The sequence below is a fragment of the Desulfuribacillus stibiiarsenatis genome (assembly GCF_001742305.1).
In the GTDB taxonomy this organism is placed as follows: Bacteria; Bacillota; Bacilli; order Desulfuribacillales; family Desulfuribacillaceae; genus Desulfuribacillus_A; species Desulfuribacillus_A stibiiarsenatis.
Window position 1 is genome coordinate 87,814 of record NZ_MJAT01000040.1, and the last position, 16,707, is coordinate 104,520.

At 37.5% G+C, this 16,707-nt stretch carries 18 protein-coding genes and 1 riboswitch; all 18 genes read left to right on the top strand.

The genetic code is table 11. The annotated features are described in order from the left end of the window. The first annotated feature begins 1 nt into the window (after position 1). The 18 genes from BHU72_RS15045 to BHU72_RS15130 all read left to right on the top strand — a co-directional run bounded on the left by BHU72_RS15045 (position 2) and on the right by BHU72_RS15130 (position 16,565). Positions 2-1,225 carry a type II secretion system F family protein gene (locus BHU72_RS15045; RefSeq protein ID WP_069703449.1) on the top strand — a complete coding sequence of 408 codons (1,224 nt, stop codon included), beginning with the start codon at positions 2-4 and terminating at the stop codon, positions 1,223-1,225. A gap of 66 nt (positions 1,226-1,291) precedes the next feature. Next, positions 1,292-1,924 (top strand): PilN domain-containing protein, encoded by a 633-nt coding sequence (locus BHU72_RS15050; RefSeq protein ID WP_069703450.1) that lies wholly within the window; start codon positions 1,292-1,294, stop codon positions 1,922-1,924. Between the two features lie 18 nt (positions 1,925-1,942). Beyond that, positions 1,943-2,704, top strand: a complete 762-nt coding sequence (locus BHU72_RS15055) for a hypothetical protein (protein ID WP_069703451.1) — start codon at positions 1,943-1,945, stop codon at positions 2,702-2,704. 19 nt (positions 2,705-2,723) lie between these two features. Next, complete coding sequence (locus BHU72_RS15060; protein WP_069703452.1) at positions 2,724-3,530, top strand: stalk domain-containing protein; 807 nt, start codon at positions 2,724-2,726, stop codon at positions 3,528-3,530. Between the two features lie 39 nt (positions 3,531-3,569). Beyond that, complete coding sequence (locus BHU72_RS15065; RefSeq protein ID WP_069703453.1) at positions 3,570-4,340, top strand: prepilin peptidase; 771 nt, start codon at positions 3,570-3,572, stop codon at positions 4,338-4,340. Positions 4,341-4,422: 82 nt separating this feature from the next. Beyond that, the gene (gene pilM / locus BHU72_RS15070; protein WP_069703454.1) at positions 4,423-5,499 is read left to right on the top strand and encodes a type IV pilus assembly protein PilM; all 1,077 of its coding nucleotides are present in this window, start codon (positions 4,423-4,425) and stop codon (positions 5,497-5,499) included. Between the two features lie 203 nt (positions 5,500-5,702). Further along, a riboswitch (cyclic di-GMP riboswitch) is annotated at positions 5,703-5,786 on the top strand. A gap of 114 nt (positions 5,787-5,900) precedes the next feature. Further along, positions 5,901-6,356, top strand: a complete 456-nt coding sequence (locus tag BHU72_RS15075) for a type II secretion system protein (protein ID WP_218076161.1) — start codon at positions 5,901-5,903, stop codon at positions 6,354-6,356. A 178-nt stretch (positions 6,357-6,534) separates the two neighbouring features. Then, positions 6,535-6,981, top strand: a complete 447-nt coding sequence (locus BHU72_RS16660; RefSeq protein WP_176720512.1) for a hypothetical protein — start codon at positions 6,535-6,537, stop codon at positions 6,979-6,981. After that, positions 6,982-8,565, top strand: coding sequence for an O-antigen ligase family protein (locus BHU72_RS15085; protein ID WP_069703457.1), 1,584 nt, complete (start codon positions 6,982-6,984; stop codon positions 8,563-8,565). Beyond that, complete coding sequence (locus BHU72_RS15090) at positions 8,555-8,989, top strand: hypothetical protein (protein WP_069703458.1); 435 nt, start codon at positions 8,555-8,557, stop codon at positions 8,987-8,989. Before BHU72_RS15085 ends, BHU72_RS15090 begins: the two co-directional genes overlap by 11 nt. A 55-nt stretch (positions 8,990-9,044) precedes the next feature. Beyond that, the gene (locus BHU72_RS15095; RefSeq protein WP_069703459.1) at positions 9,045-9,455 is read left to right on the top strand and encodes a type IV pilus modification PilV family protein; all 411 of its coding nucleotides are present in this window, start codon (positions 9,045-9,047) and stop codon (positions 9,453-9,455) included. Between the two features lie 22 nt (positions 9,456-9,477). Next, positions 9,478-10,059 carry a hypothetical protein gene (locus BHU72_RS15100; protein WP_069703460.1) on the top strand — a complete coding sequence of 194 codons (582 nt, stop codon included), beginning with the start codon at positions 9,478-9,480 and terminating at the stop codon, positions 10,057-10,059. Between the two features lie 13 nt (positions 10,060-10,072). Then, positions 10,073-12,232: an SGBP N-terminal domain-containing protein gene (locus BHU72_RS15105; protein ID WP_069703461.1), complete on the top strand. Its 2,160-nt coding sequence runs from the start codon at positions 10,073-10,075 to the stop codon at positions 12,230-12,232. A 285-nt stretch (positions 12,233-12,517) separates the two neighbouring features. After that, entirely contained in the window at positions 12,518-12,910 is a 393-nt protein-coding gene (locus BHU72_RS15110) for a response regulator (protein ID WP_069703462.1), read from the top strand. After that, complete coding sequence (locus tag BHU72_RS15115; protein WP_069703463.1) at positions 12,903-13,781, top strand: cyclic di-GMP-binding domain-containing protein, MshE-related; 879 nt, start codon at positions 12,903-12,905, stop codon at positions 13,779-13,781. Before BHU72_RS15110 ends, BHU72_RS15115 begins: the two co-directional genes overlap by 8 nt. A 190-nt stretch (positions 13,782-13,971) precedes the next feature. Next, complete coding sequence (locus BHU72_RS15120; protein ID WP_069703464.1) at positions 13,972-14,562, top strand: manganese efflux pump MntP; 591 nt, start codon at positions 13,972-13,974, stop codon at positions 14,560-14,562. 72 nt (positions 14,563-14,634) lie between these two features. Continuing rightward, entirely contained in the window at positions 14,635-15,534 is a 900-nt protein-coding gene (locus tag BHU72_RS15125; RefSeq protein ID WP_069703465.1) for a hypothetical protein, read from the top strand. Between the two features lie 83 nt (positions 15,535-15,617). Continuing rightward, on the top strand, positions 15,618-16,565 hold the full coding sequence (locus BHU72_RS15130; RefSeq protein ID WP_069703466.1) for a hypothetical protein: 948 nt from the start codon (positions 15,618-15,620) through the stop codon (positions 16,563-16,565). The last annotated feature ends 142 nt before the right edge of the window (positions 16,566-16,707 follow it).

Sequence of the window (16,707 nt, forward strand, 5' to 3'; positions counted from 1 at the left end):
AATGGCATCATCCTTCCGATATCGAGCACGCGATCGGTCTGGGAAAGTGGTTGAAGGTATTGTGGAAGCTGAGAGTAGCCAAGCAGTATTAGGTCAGTTGCGCGCCCAAAACCTTATCGTCACGAAAGTTGAAAGCGTAAGTTCAACAACAACTATGAATCTGAATTTCAACTTCGCTTCATTGAATGAGAAGAAGGTGAAGACTAAGGACCTTGCAATCTTTAGCAGGCAGTTTGCGACAATGATTGATGCAGGGGTTCCTTTGCTACGGGCGTTAAATATCCTGCAAGTTCAGGTAGAAAACAAAGGACTTCGTAACGCATTACAAACGATTGGTAAAGACTTAGAAAAAGGATTAACCCTATCAGAAGCGATGGGTAAACATCCAAAGATATTCCCGCTGATGTATACCAACATGATAGAAGCTGGTGAAGTGGGTGGGGTTCTTGAGCAAGTGCTAGAACGTATGGCCAACCACTTTGAAAAGGAAGATGAGATTAAAGAGAAAGTGAAATCGGCTCTTACCTATCCGACGGTTGTTTTTACAATGGCAATATTGGCGATAGTATTTATGTTAATCTTCGTACTCCCGTCGTTCATTTCCATATATGATGGGATGGATATTGAATTACCTGGGATTACCTTATTTGTAATATCTATCAGTGATAGTTTGCGTATTTATTGGTATCTGTATCTAGGCTTCATAATCTCTATTTATATGCTATTTAAACGTTTTCGCAGTGCTCCTAGAGGTAAGTTGATGTTAGACCGATTGATGCTTAGGATTCCGGTATTTGGTCCGCTCCAGACGAAATTGATTATTTCTCGTTTTAGCCGTACATTGAGTACATTATTACGAAGCGGTGTTCCGATTATCACGGCCCTAGAAGTTGTGAAGAAGACAACAGACAACAGTGTTATGATTGCCAGTTTAGACAAGGCGAAGAACAACGTGAGAGATGGTCAGGGGTTGGCAGAACCGCTAAAGGCATCAGGGGTATTTACTCCGATGGCACTGCACATGATAGCAGTAGGGGAAGAAACTGGGGAGCTTGACTTATTACTGGAAAAAATCAGCTTTTTCTATGATCGAGATGTTGATGCGCTCGTTAGCAAACTCTCTAGCGCCTTAGAACCAATGATTATGGTGTTTATGGGAATTGTCATAGGCGGAATTGTAATCGCATTTATGCTACCAATGGTAAAAATGTTCTCTGTAATTTAGAAAACGCCTGTGTTATGATGAGAAAAGATTAATATACACAAAACTGATAGATAGGTTGGTATAAGCATGATTATCAAAAAAATGAATCTTTTACCAATAGAAATACAGAGTGAATATATCATTGATACGAATGCCTTTATTAAGAAGGCTTCTATTGTCGTGTTTAGCATCTTTTTTCTAATGTTCATAGGTATCGGAAACTATCAATTGCATGCCATGGAAAAAGAGATTTCACAGCTCCAATCAGAGAAAAATAGTTTACTAGAAGTGACGGGCAAGCTACCGGGGTTACAACAGGAGCTGAATCAACTAGAACAACAATCCAAAGAGATTCTGGAAGTCCAATTACAGCCGGTAGGATTAAGCCAGCTGCTTCAGGATATTCAAAGAGTTACTCCGAAGGAAATATGGTATACGCAAATAGAGCTATCGGCAAATAATGGAGATGAAACTCAGCTGTCTGCAGAAGGTCAGGAGCAAATATCCGGGCAAGAAGCAAATGCTTCAAAGCCAGTGAATAAAGCAACAATGCTTAGCATTCATGGTTATAGCCAGTCTGTGAACTCTGTAGGATCACTAACGTACCATCTGAATCAATTATCGTATACAAATCAAATGAAAGTAATAAATTCTAGTGAAATAATTGTTGATGGAGTGACCATTGTTGAATTTCACATCGAAGGCAAGATTAAAGAATAAGAAAGTGGGAGAGTTACTATGCTTGACAAACTAAGACATATACAAACAAATCTCTCAGATCGCGATAAGAAACTTCTTATGGTAGTTGCGGTTGTTCTTTTACTTGCTACTTTGTACTGGTCTTTATTTCAATGGTATCTTCCAAGTACTTCACAGTTACATGAATCGAAACAGCTATTGCAGCAGGAAATAGGCGAGCTACAGTCAACTGTGCTGAAAATGAAAGACATGGAACAGAAGACACTAGACCAAAGAAAATCTTTTAAAGATCGCTTTGGCGCTTTTAACTGGCAAGTGTTAAAAGGTGAGCCACTATTAGTATTAGGAGATCAATCCCAAGTTAGAGACAAGAATTTCTCTATGGTTGCCTTAAACCAAGGCGAAGTGAATGTACGAGGCTCTTTATGGGAAATTCCCTACACGATCCAAGCGAAAGGGTCTATTCAATCGATACAAGACTATTTAGCATATATCGATAACCAGGAAAAAGCGTTACTTCCAGAATATTTGCGGATTGATTATCATAATTCCTTTGAATCTGACAAACGTGATGAAATCTGGTTAGAGCTGCAATTAAATGCTTTGGGTTCCTTGCTAGCTGAGGATGTAGCGCCAGTTGTAGCTGATCCTTCTAGTCGGGAAAATGTATTTCAGCCGACTGTTACGATCACAAATCCAGGGAATGTACAACCAAGTAATCCATCACAACAACCAACTGACGGGGTTGAGGAACGAACCCCACGATATACGTTTCCAACCAAAAAAGAAGTAAAACAATAACCGTCTTAGGAGGATCGAAATGCGCCGAGAAAGATTTGCAAAAGAGCAACGAGAAAAGTTAATAAAAAGAACTACTAGACTCCTAATTGTCTGCGTTGTTGTAATGGCTATGTCCTTTGCTATAACGGTTGTATCTGCTCAATCTACGACTGTAAGGGAACAGCTAGAGGGGATTTATCGTAATATTGTGGTACTAGTGGATGGTAAGAAAGTCATAACTTCTGATGCTTCAGTAGTGGTTGACAATGGACGAGTCTTGGTGCCTATTCGCACTGTTTCAGAAGCATTAGGAGTAGATGTGAAATGGAAGCAAGAGACAGGTGAAGTCATTCTAACAACTCCGAAGAATGATCCGAAATCGCGTGCTATTAGCCAATTAGCCGTGTTACGGAATGTAGGACCGTTTTATACATCGAATGATGCATCTGTTAGTATTGCACAGAGGAAATTTTCTACAGGGTTGTTAGTAGATTATGGAGCTGCTCAATTAGATAACCCAAACGTCATGGAGTTCGTAGTTAAACTAGACCAGCAGTTTTCAGGATTTGAAACTTACGTTGGTGTAGAAGATCACACGCAAAACAGTTCGAGTACGTTTATTGTTAGTTTTTATGCGGATGACCGTTTATTAGACAGTCCTAGCCTTCGTATTACGGAAGAGAATCCAGTACAACCTGCACAATATGCGAGATGGTTGAAGTATGAAGGATTAGGGGATGCAAAACGTTTAACTGTGCGTGTAGAATTTATTAGAAACGAAGGAACTATTGGAGCATATCAAGAATTAACAGCAGCGTTTGGAAACTTCATACTTTTTGCTAAGTAATATGATTGGAATTTATTTTAATAGATATCGGGTGAATCTATGCTAGAGCATATATACACAATTATTATATTTAGCTATGTATTCATCATTGGAGCAGTGATTGGTAGCTTTCTCAATGTTGTAATTTATCGATTGCCGAACGAACAATCAGTAATCAAGCCGGGAAGTCATTGCCCTAATTGCAAACAAACATTGAAATGGTATCAGCTCATTCCAATTTTCAGTTACATGCTACAGAGGGCGAAGTGCCCCAATTGCAAAATAAAGATTTCTGTACAATATCCGTTGATTGAAGCACTTATTGGTTTATTATACATTTTGATTTATATGATATTTGGTTTTACTCCTTTAACACTTGTGTATTGGATACTTGTACCGTGTTTTGTTGCAATTACAATCATAGACATTCGGCACTATATCATACCTGATGAGATTAACTTACTCATATGTATTACAGGAATTATATCTTCCATAGCAGGTATTACATTGCCAATTACGGATGCCATTCTTGGGAGCATATTTGGTGGAGGAATCCTATGGATTTTAGCTTTTGCTTCTCGTGGTGGAATGGGTGGCGGGGACATTAAGTTCGCATTTGCCATAGGCTTGTTTACTGGCTGGAAGCTGATGTTTTTGATGCTTTTTATCGCGTCGTTACTAGGATTATTGTATGCCGTGCTACTTTCCTTCGCAAAAGGATTTAAAAGAAGAAGACAGATTCCGTTTGGTCCATTTCTCGTAGCTGGTGCAATGATTGTACTCGTCTGGGGAAATACAATACTTGATTATTACTTTTCTTTATTCCTATAGAATAGTGTAATAGGGAGAAGCTTCAAACAATATGATAATTATTGTTGTAGCATATAAACTATAGAAGGGGCTGTATGGTCCTATGAAATTCTTAGAGAAATATCTAAAAAAGAAAATTCAACATATCGGGCTTGACTTAGGCAGTTATTCGATAAAGATGGTTGAGCTTAAGCAAGGTGAAAATGATGATACTCATATGGTTGAGAATTATGGGATGCTTCCAATCCCTACGGATACTATCATCGATGGTGTGATTAAGAGACCAGATGTCATTCGCGATGCATTAGTGGACCTTAAGGAAGAACGAAATATCAAGAACAACGCTACCGTTACGATGGCTATTAGTGGTCGTAATGTCATCACTCGACCAATTAAACTACCAATTATGCCATTAGATGAACTGGATCAAGCGGTCCATTTCGAGGCTGAGAAATATATTCCGACACCACTGGATCAATTCTACTTGGATTATACAATACTTGGAGAAACGATTGTCGATAACACACCACACTATAACCTGCTACTGGCTGCAGTTCCGAAAGATATGATTAGCAACTTGATTCAGATAATTGAATCTGCCCATCTTAAGCCATATGCTGTGGAGATTGAGCCGTTATCGTTATACAGAGTATGGTGTTCCCATTACTATGATGAAGCTTTACCGAACCAAGCGATATTAAATATGGGTCATAGTAACTGCCATTTAGTCGTTTTTCAGAAGGATAACATTCAGTTCACGAGAGGTATTCCAGTTGCTGGACATCAAATCACCGATGCGATTGTTCATTCCATAGGGAAGGAAGTTGCTGTTGCTATAGATCTCAAGCATAAACAACGCGTGGGGAACATTGGGATAGAAGTCGTGCCCGAAGAAACAACGACATCCCCTTATGATGAATACTTAATTGGTGAGTCGATTACCGATATACTAAGCTCACTGACACAAGAGATTCAAAGATCTATTGATTTTTACCAGATGCAAGCGAAAGTGCGTCTTGACCGACTTATCATTACAGGTGGATCATCCAATCTTCAAGGGCTAGATGCATATTTAGAAGCAGAAATTGGCATTCCAGTCTTAGTAGGCGCATATAGTGAATTAGACCCAATGTATAGTCTTGCTACTGGACTTGCTATGAGGGAGTTTATGGAACGATAAGAAATCTGCACCATAAACAAAACTTAGCAATTGCAAGTCGTGAGCGCAGCAAGTACCTTAGTTGCTGTTACTTATGATCAGAATTCTATAAATTCTGATTATGTGAAGAAAGTCGTAGAATTTTATTGTGAAATAGGACCTTTGATGGTATAATTATATTAGTTTAATATGGGTGAACACCTGTATTTACTATACAAGCAAAAAACTTTTAGGAATGCTAAGATATTTAGTCTGTATGTGGTCACTTGGGCTAGATGGAGCGAGTAGTGAAACCGATCCGCACTTATTAATTATTTTTTACTTAGTAAGTTTGGTTCGGTTTTTATGTTCTGCCGATTCTGAATTTACGCATAAGATGTAACAAACAAAAAAACGGGAGAGTGAAAACATTGATGCGTTTCATGAAGAAAAGCAAGAAGAATCAAAAAGGTTTCACATTAGTGGAACTATTAGTAGTAATCGCAATCATTGGTATTTTAGCAGCGGTTATCGCACCAAACATTTTCGCACAGATTGAAAAAAGTAAGATATCAGCTGTAATTTCTGAGTACAGAGCAATTAAAACAGCCGCAGTCTTATATAGTACAGACAATAATGCAACAACTGTTGCTACATCTAACTTAAGTTCCTATTTAGAAAAACCAATTGGACCTGCACCTTTTACTGATAGTTATTCGATTACTGATGGCAAATTTTTAGCAGTTCCTGGTATTACAAGTGAGGTAGGCGACAAAATAGCACAAACTATTATTCGTACTAATGCTGGAACGGCAAATAGCGTTGATGTTTATTGGCAAGGTGGCTCTGCTCCAACTGGCACTAATACTGGAACACTTAACATTCGTTTACTACCATAATCTGTTTTTCTTGCAATCGGGAACAAACCCGACCTCATACGGGGTCGGGTTTTATGTTTATATTTGGCGGTGAAGCATGTCTTACCTTTCTATAACAAAATTATTTCATACGAAAAATCTATTGATTGCTTTCTTCATCATAGGAATCATAGCGTGGATTACTTGGATGCCTTTCTATATGTTTAAAGAAAATCAAATTAATGAGCGATTTATTCAGGCAGAACGTTCCATTAAATCTGCTACTGAGTCCTATCAGGCAGGAGATTTAGACACGGCGTTATTCCATTTAGAAATGGCAGATGAAATATATCCTAATTATTATCAAGTGTATTTACTTCGAGCAGATTGGTTATGGGAATCAGATAGGCATCTAGAATCAGTGGTAGCGTATCATCAGGCCTTACGAATCAATTATCATTGGGAACGGGCATATGAGCGGATTATTACGTTTTACGAGAACCAAGGAATGTATAATGAGGCAAACCGATATAGAGAACTTCTCGCAGATTTAGTTCCAGAAGAACAAGAAACAACAACTACATCAGAAGATAAGTTACCGTCTTATATAGAGACTGAATCAGAAAATCTATTTCAGCAAAAAGAGATAAGACGGGAGGAAATTTAAATGTTATCCCGTGTATCGTCTCAGAATATTATTGTTGGTCTAGTTGGATTATGTTTATTTTTGATTCCAATTGCTGTTCGTGTCATACCAGTCCATCAAGATACTCTTATAGGTGGATGGATGTGGACAATGTGGCAGTCCAAACTATATGGTGATTTTGATGGCTTCTTCTTAATAAAGAGTTATATATTGTATCTCTTAGGAATGGCTATAACGCTTTTGTTTCTACTCTTAGTTCGTAAAAAAGCGATACAAATAGAAAATGATGTAATTTTAAATGCAATGTATGTATTTGGTATCTGGATTGTTATTTCTGCCTATTTATCTGATTTTCCAGCCGAAAGTTTCTTAGGGTATCGTGACCGATATGAAGGCGTTTTTGTTATTATTATGTATATTTTAGTTTTGACGGTTACTCGGTATGTTGTAGCATCTCCTAAGAATGTATATTGGCTTTTAGTCTTTGCAACGAGTGGGGCAATTATAGTCGCTGTTATATCACTATGTCAATTTTATGGGTATAACCCTTTACAAGCTTCAAGTCTCGGGTTACTTATAAAAGGTGCAGACTATAAAGAGATAGCGAATTTCGGGAATTTCACTCATAGTGCATATGGGACTTTGTATAACCCCAACTATTTAAGTGGTTATATGAGTATTGTTTTTTTCATACCATTTGTATTCTACTTAAATACATCAAATAAATGGATAATTGGTATTTCCTTACCGATTCTATTATTATTCTGGGCATCCTTAATTTCAAGTAAGTCGAGTAGTGGTACGATGGCTGTGGGCGTTGGCATACTCATTGTTGTAGCATTAAGAATGCTATGGAAGTGGTATTCATGGAGAAAGCTTGCTATATTACTTATACTAATGATTGTAATTGTTGTAGGTATGGATGTATATGCAAATGGTGGGATGTTTAATGAATTTACAAGTATTTTCCATTATGGGGTGAATGTGTTTCAAGCTTTGATTAACAATACACCTGAAGAGAGAGTCAGTTTTCCTTCAACAGAAACTTCTAGTGACATTGAATATTGGAACTTGTTGCAAAAATACTACCCACACGAAAGTCCGCTAGATCGCTTAGGAAGTGGTCGAGGGTTTATCTGGAGAAATTCATTGGAAATGGTATACCAAAAGCCGATTTTCGGTTACGGTATGGAGACATTTGCTCACCATTTTCCACAGGGGGACTTGAGGAAGTTTAATGGGTTAGGACAGATGAAGATTATTGTCGATAAGCCTCATAATCTTTATTTGCAAATAGCAGTGGGAGCTGGGATTCCAGCATTACTTATTTTTATCATCATAAATTTATGTGTTTTATTACTTATTATAAAGAAAATATATGAAGACTATTTACATCAGAAAATCGATACATTACTGATTACAGCTACATTGATGATTGTAGCGTATCTTGTACAAGGAGTTTTTAATGATAGTACCATTGGAGTATCGATTCTATATTGGATTTTCCTTGGTGTTCTTTTAGCAGTGTTACGTTGGAGAGAGGCTAATCCCGTTTTTACACTTGACGAAAACGATAGATTGGAAGAGGGATGTCATGGAGAGTAAACGCGGTAATCATGAGCAACAAACTATTCATGGGCAACAATCTAATCATGAAATGACAGAGCAATTTGATAATAGTAATAAAGATAATCTGATGATTAAGAGCCGCAAAATCTCCATCTGGCGAATATCTATCATAACTATATTAGTTAATGCATTCCTATTTCTTGGAGTTCAATATGTACTAAATGAGATCGATGAAAATATATGTTCACACAGGTTAATAGCCTTCCGAAACGCTGTCATTTATTTTGAACAAATTCACAATCGTTTTCCTACTAGTTATGAAGAATTAGAAAGGGAGACGAAGTTGCTAGGAAAGCTTGAGAAAGGAAAGTATCGATGGGTACAAGGACAAGGGAGTGAATCGCCACAATTACATTGTTTAAAACATAATAGAAGTAGTAAAGATTTATATTTACATTAAACTACATTCAAACGTATTCTTTAAAAGATGAAAATTTCATCATGAGGTGATAACCATGTGTGAAACAATAAAAAAGAATCAAGGCTTTAGCTTAATAGAGGTTATTGTAGCGATGGTTATTATAGGGATAGTTGGTGCGTCCTTTAGTAGTGTTGTCTTCACTGGATCCAAAGCGAGTACTAGTAATAAAATGAAATTAGAAGCATTAATGATTGCGCAAGACGTTTTAGAAGAAATTAGAATTCAACGCGATTTATCAACAAACTTAGAAACGTGGAGAAGTACCCATTTTACGTTAGACAATGGACAATGGAAGGCAATCAGAACCCGTGATGGGATATATTTCTACGATACGATTCTCAATCTTTCCGATTATAATGGGAATAGGATGAAGGAAGTAATTGTAGAGGTTATACCACAAAATGGTGGTCAATCGGTTTTTCTAGCAACAAGATTTCGTAATTGATATGTTGTAGGGGGTGATGTCATTGAAACAGAACATAAATAATCGGTCAGGGTTAGCCTTACCATTAGTAATCCTGGTTGTTTTGCTAGTGACATTACTTTCTGGAGTTATGTTAACTGCTTTGAATAATGAATTTAGAACTAGAGCTGCAACGGAAGAAATTATATCGACGAAATATTTTTCGGAAGCTGGAATTGAGCATGGAATCACAGAAATAACGAAAATCATTGAAGATCAAATGGCAATCGCGAGAACAGGTGCGCAACTTTTACAAACAATAAATGTCACATTTGATACGATTCCTGGTTATGGGACGAATCAACTTATACAACATAACGGACAAACCTTAGGGCAATATGGTTATCTTATCGAAACTAAATTATCTGAAAGCTCATTAGTACAGAACTTGACTTTTACTGTTTTAGAGGTATCGACAGGAGTGTATCGTGCAATTCCCAATCATACTCGATTTAAGATTACTGCCAATGGTCAGAGATCAGGTAGTAAAAACTACCGTATAGAAGCAGAAGTCGATATAGGGATAAACTTTACAAACACTAATATTGAGCAAGTCCGAATTGCAAAATGGACGGAATTTCACTAATGGAGGTGAGCTTATGGATAAAAAAGGTTTTACACTTATAGAAATCTTAGTTGCTATAATTATTCTCTCCTTTGTAGCGAGTGCTGGATATAGCTTAATTAATACGAGTCATAAGATTGTATCCAAGCATACGGATTTAACAGATATGCGAAACGATTTAAGAATTGCACTAATCCAAATTACAAAAGATATTCAAGAAGCAGAAAGCGTAAATGGCCCTCCATATGTTTTTTATCAGAATGGGGGAATTCAAATATCATACCAATACAATTCAAGTACGAAGAAACTTTTACGTTTTGAGAATGCCATACAACAAACGCTTATAGAATCTGTAGAGTCTTTTAGTATAACCAGTTTAATTGGTACTGAGCAATTCCAAGTAGATGTTCGAGTAAATGGAGAGGACCATAACTTAATTATAACTAGAAGAATTAAAGGCAACTTAACGAATTTTGGTTCAATCGCAGGAGTTGTTAGAAACAGCATTAATAATCTACCAATTGCTAACGCAACTATTGTGGCACGAGCACAAGGGTCAAGTCTAGAATATTGGGCGCTTACTGACGCAAATGGACAATATTTGATTAGTGTACCAGAAGAAGCGTATGATGTAACCGCAAGTGCAACCGGTTATATTAATGGGACTCAAACTGTAAATGTAGGTTTAGAAGAAAATGTATCAAATATTAATTTCAATTTAAATCCGATTGCAACTGCACCTCAAATCTTAAGTTTTATCTTTGAAAAAGCTCAAAATCCTATGACAATACCAGCTAGCTATGCTGATTCAGCTGTTATTGGAACGATAGACCAGGTGACTCGAACCATTACAATTCAAATGCCTGCTGGTACAAATGTAACATCGTTGGTGCCAACGATTACAGTAACTAGTGGTGCTTCATTAAGCCCTCTGTCGGGCGCTGTTAGGAATTTCAGCACACCACAAACCTATACAGTTACAAATAGTGCAGGTTCAGTTGATTACGTTGTAATTGTGACTGTAGCATCGCAGAGCTACGCTGATTATCTATATAGTGAGAATATATTTGTACATGGTACTACGATTAATTTTTCTTCAGGCAGTGTGAAACTCAATACAGATCCAAACACGAACGGTACTTTGGTGATTAACAATCAAAATAATTCTAACTTGGTATTCAATCAAGGTGGCACTGAAATTTCATTAAAGAATATTCACATCGATAAATACGGTAATCAGGTCAACTTTACAAACAGTACTAAGTTAGGTGCTATTGGGATTACAGAACTGATTAATATTGGTGGGACTGTGATATTAGGTAATGGTTCAGCTGAAATAAATGGGAAAGCAGTATATATAGATGGCAGTACAACGTTTTCTAATAGTGGTAAAATTAATGGTGATTTAATCTTTCTAAATGGACCTGTCTCTATGAATAATGGTGGTGCCCAGATTTCAGGAAAACATGTTTATATCAATGGAAATACAACTATTACAAACGGAAACCATTTAGATGAAATATATGGAAGTGAATTAGTATATATAAAGGGGAATGTTTCTATTTCAAATGCTGCTGGTAATATTAGAGGTGGCGACATATACATTGATGGGAATGTTCATTTTAGTGGTAATGGCCCTAGAATTACAACAACTAATAATATTTATGTTAACGGAAGCATAACCTTTACTCATTCATCTGATTTAATGAGTGCTCAAAATATTTATGTTACAGGAACTGTTACAAAGGTACAAAGTGGAAATACAAGTGGACAGTTGCATAATGTAACATCAATATCATTTCCTGCCTTTCCTGTTATTCCACCGCAACCAACGTTTTCAATGCCTACTTTAAAAGCTGACAGTTGGTATTCGCCTAAAGGGTATGCATCAACTGGGCAACTAAATAGTAATCTAAAGATTTTCGCTAATAGTTATACATCTACATCTTGGAGACCAGATTGCACAAATGTGATTATTGTAAGTAAAGGGAATATCACTATAACAGGGTTAGGATCTAGTCGATTAACGGGAGTTTTTATAGCACCTAACGGAAGAGTAACTTTTGAAGGAGGAAGCTTTGAAGGGCTAGTTATAGCGAGAGATGGCTTCTTTATTACAAGTGGAAACACACCTGTTACATTTAGAAATATAAGCCACTATATTAATAATCCAGATGATTACCCGATAGAGTAGATTATGTATACTTATATACTACCTTTATTATGTCCCCGTTTGGTTACGGGGATTTTTCAGAAAAATATATTTTCTGGCAGGAAAATAGTGCTATCGCATAGAATTATTATCTCAGCAGCTTTACTAATACTCCCACTTCTATAAGTGGGAGTATTAGTAAAGCTAAAGCTTCGAAATAAGTGCAACTAAAGTTCAGGTGGAGTAAAGACTCCATCTGAACTAAGTTTTCTTTATAAGTACTATCGATTATGTTTATTCAGATGTAACAAGGAGAGGAAGGATTACATGTCAAAACAGAAGAAATTACTGATTTGTGATGATTCATTATTGATCCGTATGCAGTTAAAGGATTTCATATCAAGCTGTAATTATACCTTTGAAATTATTGAAGCGCAAAATGGTGAAGAAGCGTATCAAATGTATCTAGAGCATAAGCCTGATTTAGTGTTCTTAGATGTCGTTATGCCGAAATCCGATGGAATTGAGTGCTTACGCAACATAAAAGCCTTTGATCCAGCTGCGATTGTAGTGATGTTGACATCCATGGGTACGAAGGAAGTTGTGAAGGATGCATTACAAGCAGGAGCATCAGACTTCATGCAAAAGCCTTGGCAGAAGGATGTCCTGATTCATGTGATAGAAAAATTCATCCCTTGTGAGGTGGATTTCAATGCTTAGTCAATATTTCGGGAGCTTCCTTCTTAACAAAGGATATATTTCTAGTGAAATATTAAATGAATTATTAGAACAAGAGCAAAGCACCCGCATGAAATTAGGTGTTATTGCTGTGAGTAAGGGCTTATTAACAGCTGCCCAAGTGGAGCAGATTCATAATTTGCAGAAGTCGCAAGATAAGAAGTTCGGTGAATTAGCTGTAGAGCTAGGATTCTTCACAGAAGAAGATGTGGATAGCCTTCTGCAAGAGCAAAAGTCATCCCAGCTAGTCCTAAGCCAACTCTTAATTGATAAAGGAATTATGGACTTGCAAGCTTTAGAAAACGCAGTCAATGAGTATATGCAGGATTCGAATCTAACAGAAGCACAGTTCGAGGCTATGCAGAACGGGAATATTGGTGACCTGGTAGAAGTATTCCTACAGCTCCCAGATAACTCCCATACCCAAGAATATATGGATTATATGAGTCTCTTCCTAAGAAATGTCGTACGCTTTATTGACAGCACTCCAGTGTTCTTATTAGAGGACGCATTAAATACAGAACGTACAATGATTGCCGTGCAACAGAACCTAGTAGGAGATATAAACTTAAAGACTTATATGATCATGCCTGAATCTACTTACGTACCGTTTGCAGCTAGATATGCGCAAATGCGTATTGAAGAAAGAAATGAGCTGGCAGATGCATCGGTTACAGAGTTCTTGAATCTTCATAATGGAATCTTTGTTGTGAATATGTCAGAAGAAGACAAATCGGTGAATTTAACACCTCCAGAGGTTATGATGTTAAGTGACTTACCGCAGATTACTGAATCAGCAATCTGTTCCGTAGATACTGAATTAGGTGTGTTTTACTTAGCTTTAGTACCATAGGATTGCTACATAAGGTTGTACCGAGGGTACGGACTATAGAAGATTATTTTGTCTACTAGCTTTAGGGCTAGTAGACTTGTTTTTTCTAGTATCTTTGCTATATTAGAAAAGTCGGGAAAATAGCATATATCGCATTATGAAAAAATACAATAGATACAAGTTCTAGTTTGTCTTACGTCAGGAGGAAGATATGAGTATTTTAACGATTTTCTTAGTAGCATTTGCATTAGGGATTGACGCATTTTCCGTTTGTATTGGAATCGGTCTATGCGGAATCAAGAGGCGTCAAATTTTCATAGTATCAATCACTGTAGCAATCTTTCATATCTTTATGCCTCTAGCTGGGATGATTTTAGGACAGGTAGTGGGAGAATATATAGGAGCAGTAGCAAGCGTGTTCGGTGCTATTGTATTACTTGTCATAGGTTTCTATTATATTTACACGTATATTATGGAGACGATACGCAGTCGTAAGGATAGAGATTGCGCTCAGATAAGTGCAGAAGTATGCACAGAAGCATCCTTATTGAATAAACCATTTGGCTTATTCATCTTAGCTGGTAGTGTTTCGATTGATGCGCTGGCTGTAGGGTTTGGTCTGGGCGCACTAGGAATGGACCTCATACTCACGGTATTGATCATGGGTATTGTTGCTGGGATTATGACGTACGCTGGTCTTATATTAGGGAAACGTCTCGGATCTTCCGTTGGTGAAAAAGCAGAGCTGATCGGCGGAATCCTACTGGTAGGGATTGCGATATACTTACTATTGACAAAATAACGATTCGCTATTGCCAACTCTTTTGCAAATGGTATATATATGGAGATAGGATGAAATAGGGGGCATATTCGGATGGAGAATGTAAATAAGAAATGGCTTGCAATTTTTTTGGTTGCTACAGTGATAGCAGGAAGCCTTGGTTTCTCATTAGGATTGGTCTATCTTTCTCATACAAAAGATTTTTCAGTCATTAAAGATACAACAGAAATTGGACAAGTCGATACTACTTTACAAAACCATGAAGAGGCGTCAGACATTGCAGTCGCGCCAGATGACCAACTCACACAATCAGACAATTCGCCGATTTCACAATCACAAACGGCGAATAAAGAACAACTAGCACTTCCTGCAGACGCTGCTCTAACGAAGATTGCCATCGATGTACCTGCTACTGCATGGCATTTCGTTCAAGGTGGGGCATATACTAGTCGGGTCAATGCGGAGAAGGTACGTGACAGTCTGCTAGAGTACGGAATTACTCCAGGGGTAATGACGAGAAATTCTGAGCGATTCAATGTCATGATCTTCGTTTCTAATATGAAGTCGCAATCCGATCATATGATTCAGCAGTTAGCGCATACGAAGGTCAATATGTATACGCGTACACAAACCATCAAACCGATTGCTTTTCATATATTTGTGCCAGAGTTTGGTCTTACAGATGCATCCTATATGCTTGGGGAGAGGATGGTTGGCTTTCTATTAGAGATGGCACAAGTCAGTTATCGTTTAGCGGATGAGAAGGGCACATATCCTGACTTACAAGATAATGTTCTACAGTTACAACGGCTAGCGAACAACATTAAGGTGCAAATGGACATGCTGCATGGGTATGAAGAGAATAACGCACAGCAATTAAAGATTTGGCAAGAACATTTAGTGGAAATCGATAAGCTATTATTAGACAAGCCGAGTGCAGAGTTAGGATGGAAGCTACAGCATCACCTAATGGAATTAATCGAACAATTGTAGAAAAAATAAAAAAATAGTTCTAAACGGAATCTTCCTCCATATAATTACCATAAGTAGACAAGCTATGGGGGGAGATTTTTATTATGAAAACTCGTTGGTTACCAATTGTGGGAACATCGCTTTTAGCTAGTGCTTGTGGTATCTTACTCGGAATGCTAGTCTTATCGTTAATGACGAATACAAGTGTACAAGCTGACCATAATATTACTACGAGTGCTACTGAAATGCCGAAGGTTGTACAAGCATCGCAAGTCAATGATAAACAGCCAGAAAACCTTGAGAAACAAAACCTTGAGAAACAAACCGAAAGTATGCCACCCAATAACCCATTGGTAGCTTCGCAGGATATACTGGTAGACTCCAAAGTCCCAGGTAATACAGTAATAGCTTTAAAAAGCCCTGAGTATCAAACGAAAATCGTTGCATTCCCTGCAACAGAACTATTTTTCGTACAAGCAGGCGTGTTCAACGATGGGAAGTTTGCGCAGCCAATTGCAAATCAGTTCTCTAACAAAAATATAAAAGCTGTGCTAATTGCAGAAAAGCCAACGCGACTAATGGTGGCTACAGCGTTAACACGCAAACAATCGGATTTGATGGCTAAGCAACTAGCGGATGTTGGGGCAGAGCTCTATGTGAAAGACTTAGAAATAACTCCGAAACCCACCACCATTCATTTTATAATAAAAGAAACGGTATTACAGGACGAGAAAAGTAAAGTAATCACGGAAGAAATGTTGGCACGTACATATCAGCAATATGTGAAAGAGATTACAACCGTGAGTCACGAACTTGTCATGGGAAGAAAAATAGGGGTACAAGGTCTACTGGACACAACCAATGAGCTACAGGCACATGTAGAGGAATTACTAGCGTACCCTGGTAATGAGAAAAACGAAATCCTGGTACAATGGAATGAACACACGAAAGCTACAGCTCAACTACTGACAGGACAGGCAAAAGAAAAGTCACTTGGGTGGAAGTTGCAAGAGCAAGCATTACTGATGTTCAAAAACTTTAAAGTTTCGTAGTGACTAGTTCTATACATGAACTTTTATACGTGACTAGTTCTATACGCTAGAATTTGAGAAATAGTACTAATTGATTGTTGTAGAGAGTCCTTTGTTTTGTTACACTATGAATGATGTGTAACAATGAAGGACTTTTTTTACT

Bases quoted from the DNA above. Each gene is read 5' to 3' on its own strand.
- BHU72_RS15045 (WP_069703449.1), top strand. From the start codon at position 2: ATGGCATCATCCTTCCGATATCGAGCACGCGATCGGTCTGGGAAAGTG.
- BHU72_RS15050 (WP_069703450.1), top strand. From the start codon at position 1,292: ATGATTATCAAAAAAATGAATCTTTTACCAATAGAAATACAGAGTGAA.
- BHU72_RS15055 (WP_069703451.1), top strand. From the start codon at position 1,943: ATGCTTGACAAACTAAGACATATACAAACAAATCTCTCAGATCGCGAT.
- BHU72_RS15060 (WP_069703452.1), top strand. From the start codon at position 2,724: ATGCGCCGAGAAAGATTTGCAAAAGAGCAACGAGAAAAGTTAATAAAA.
- BHU72_RS15065 (WP_069703453.1), top strand. From the start codon at position 3,570: ATGCTAGAGCATATATACACAATTATTATATTTAGCTATGTATTCATC.
- pilM (WP_069703454.1), top strand. From the start codon at position 4,423: ATGAAATTCTTAGAGAAATATCTAAAAAAGAAAATTCAACATATCGGG.
- BHU72_RS15075 (WP_218076161.1), top strand. From the start codon at position 5,901: ATGAAGAAAAGCAAGAAGAATCAAAAAGGTTTCACATTAGTGGAACTA.
- BHU72_RS16660 (WP_176720512.1), top strand. From the start codon at position 6,535: ATGTTTAAAGAAAATCAAATTAATGAGCGATTTATTCAGGCAGAACGT.
- BHU72_RS15085 (WP_069703457.1), top strand. From the start codon at position 6,982: ATGTTATCCCGTGTATCGTCTCAGAATATTATTGTTGGTCTAGTTGGA.
- BHU72_RS15090 (WP_069703458.1), top strand. From the start codon at position 8,555: ATGGAGAGTAAACGCGGTAATCATGAGCAACAAACTATTCATGGGCAA.
- BHU72_RS15095 (WP_069703459.1), top strand. From the start codon at position 9,045: ATGTGTGAAACAATAAAAAAGAATCAAGGCTTTAGCTTAATAGAGGTT.
- BHU72_RS15105 (WP_069703461.1), top strand. From the start codon at position 10,073: ATGGATAAAAAAGGTTTTACACTTATAGAAATCTTAGTTGCTATAATT.
- BHU72_RS15110 (WP_069703462.1), top strand. From the start codon at position 12,518: ATGTCAAAACAGAAGAAATTACTGATTTGTGATGATTCATTATTGATC.
- BHU72_RS15115 (WP_069703463.1), top strand. From the start codon at position 12,903: ATGCTTAGTCAATATTTCGGGAGCTTCCTTCTTAACAAAGGATATATT.
- BHU72_RS15120 (WP_069703464.1), top strand. From the start codon at position 13,972: ATGAGTATTTTAACGATTTTCTTAGTAGCATTTGCATTAGGGATTGAC.
- BHU72_RS15125 (WP_069703465.1), top strand. From the start codon at position 14,635: ATGGAGAATGTAAATAAGAAATGGCTTGCAATTTTTTTGGTTGCTACA.
- BHU72_RS15130 (WP_069703466.1), top strand. From the start codon at position 15,618: ATGAAAACTCGTTGGTTACCAATTGTGGGAACATCGCTTTTAGCTAGT.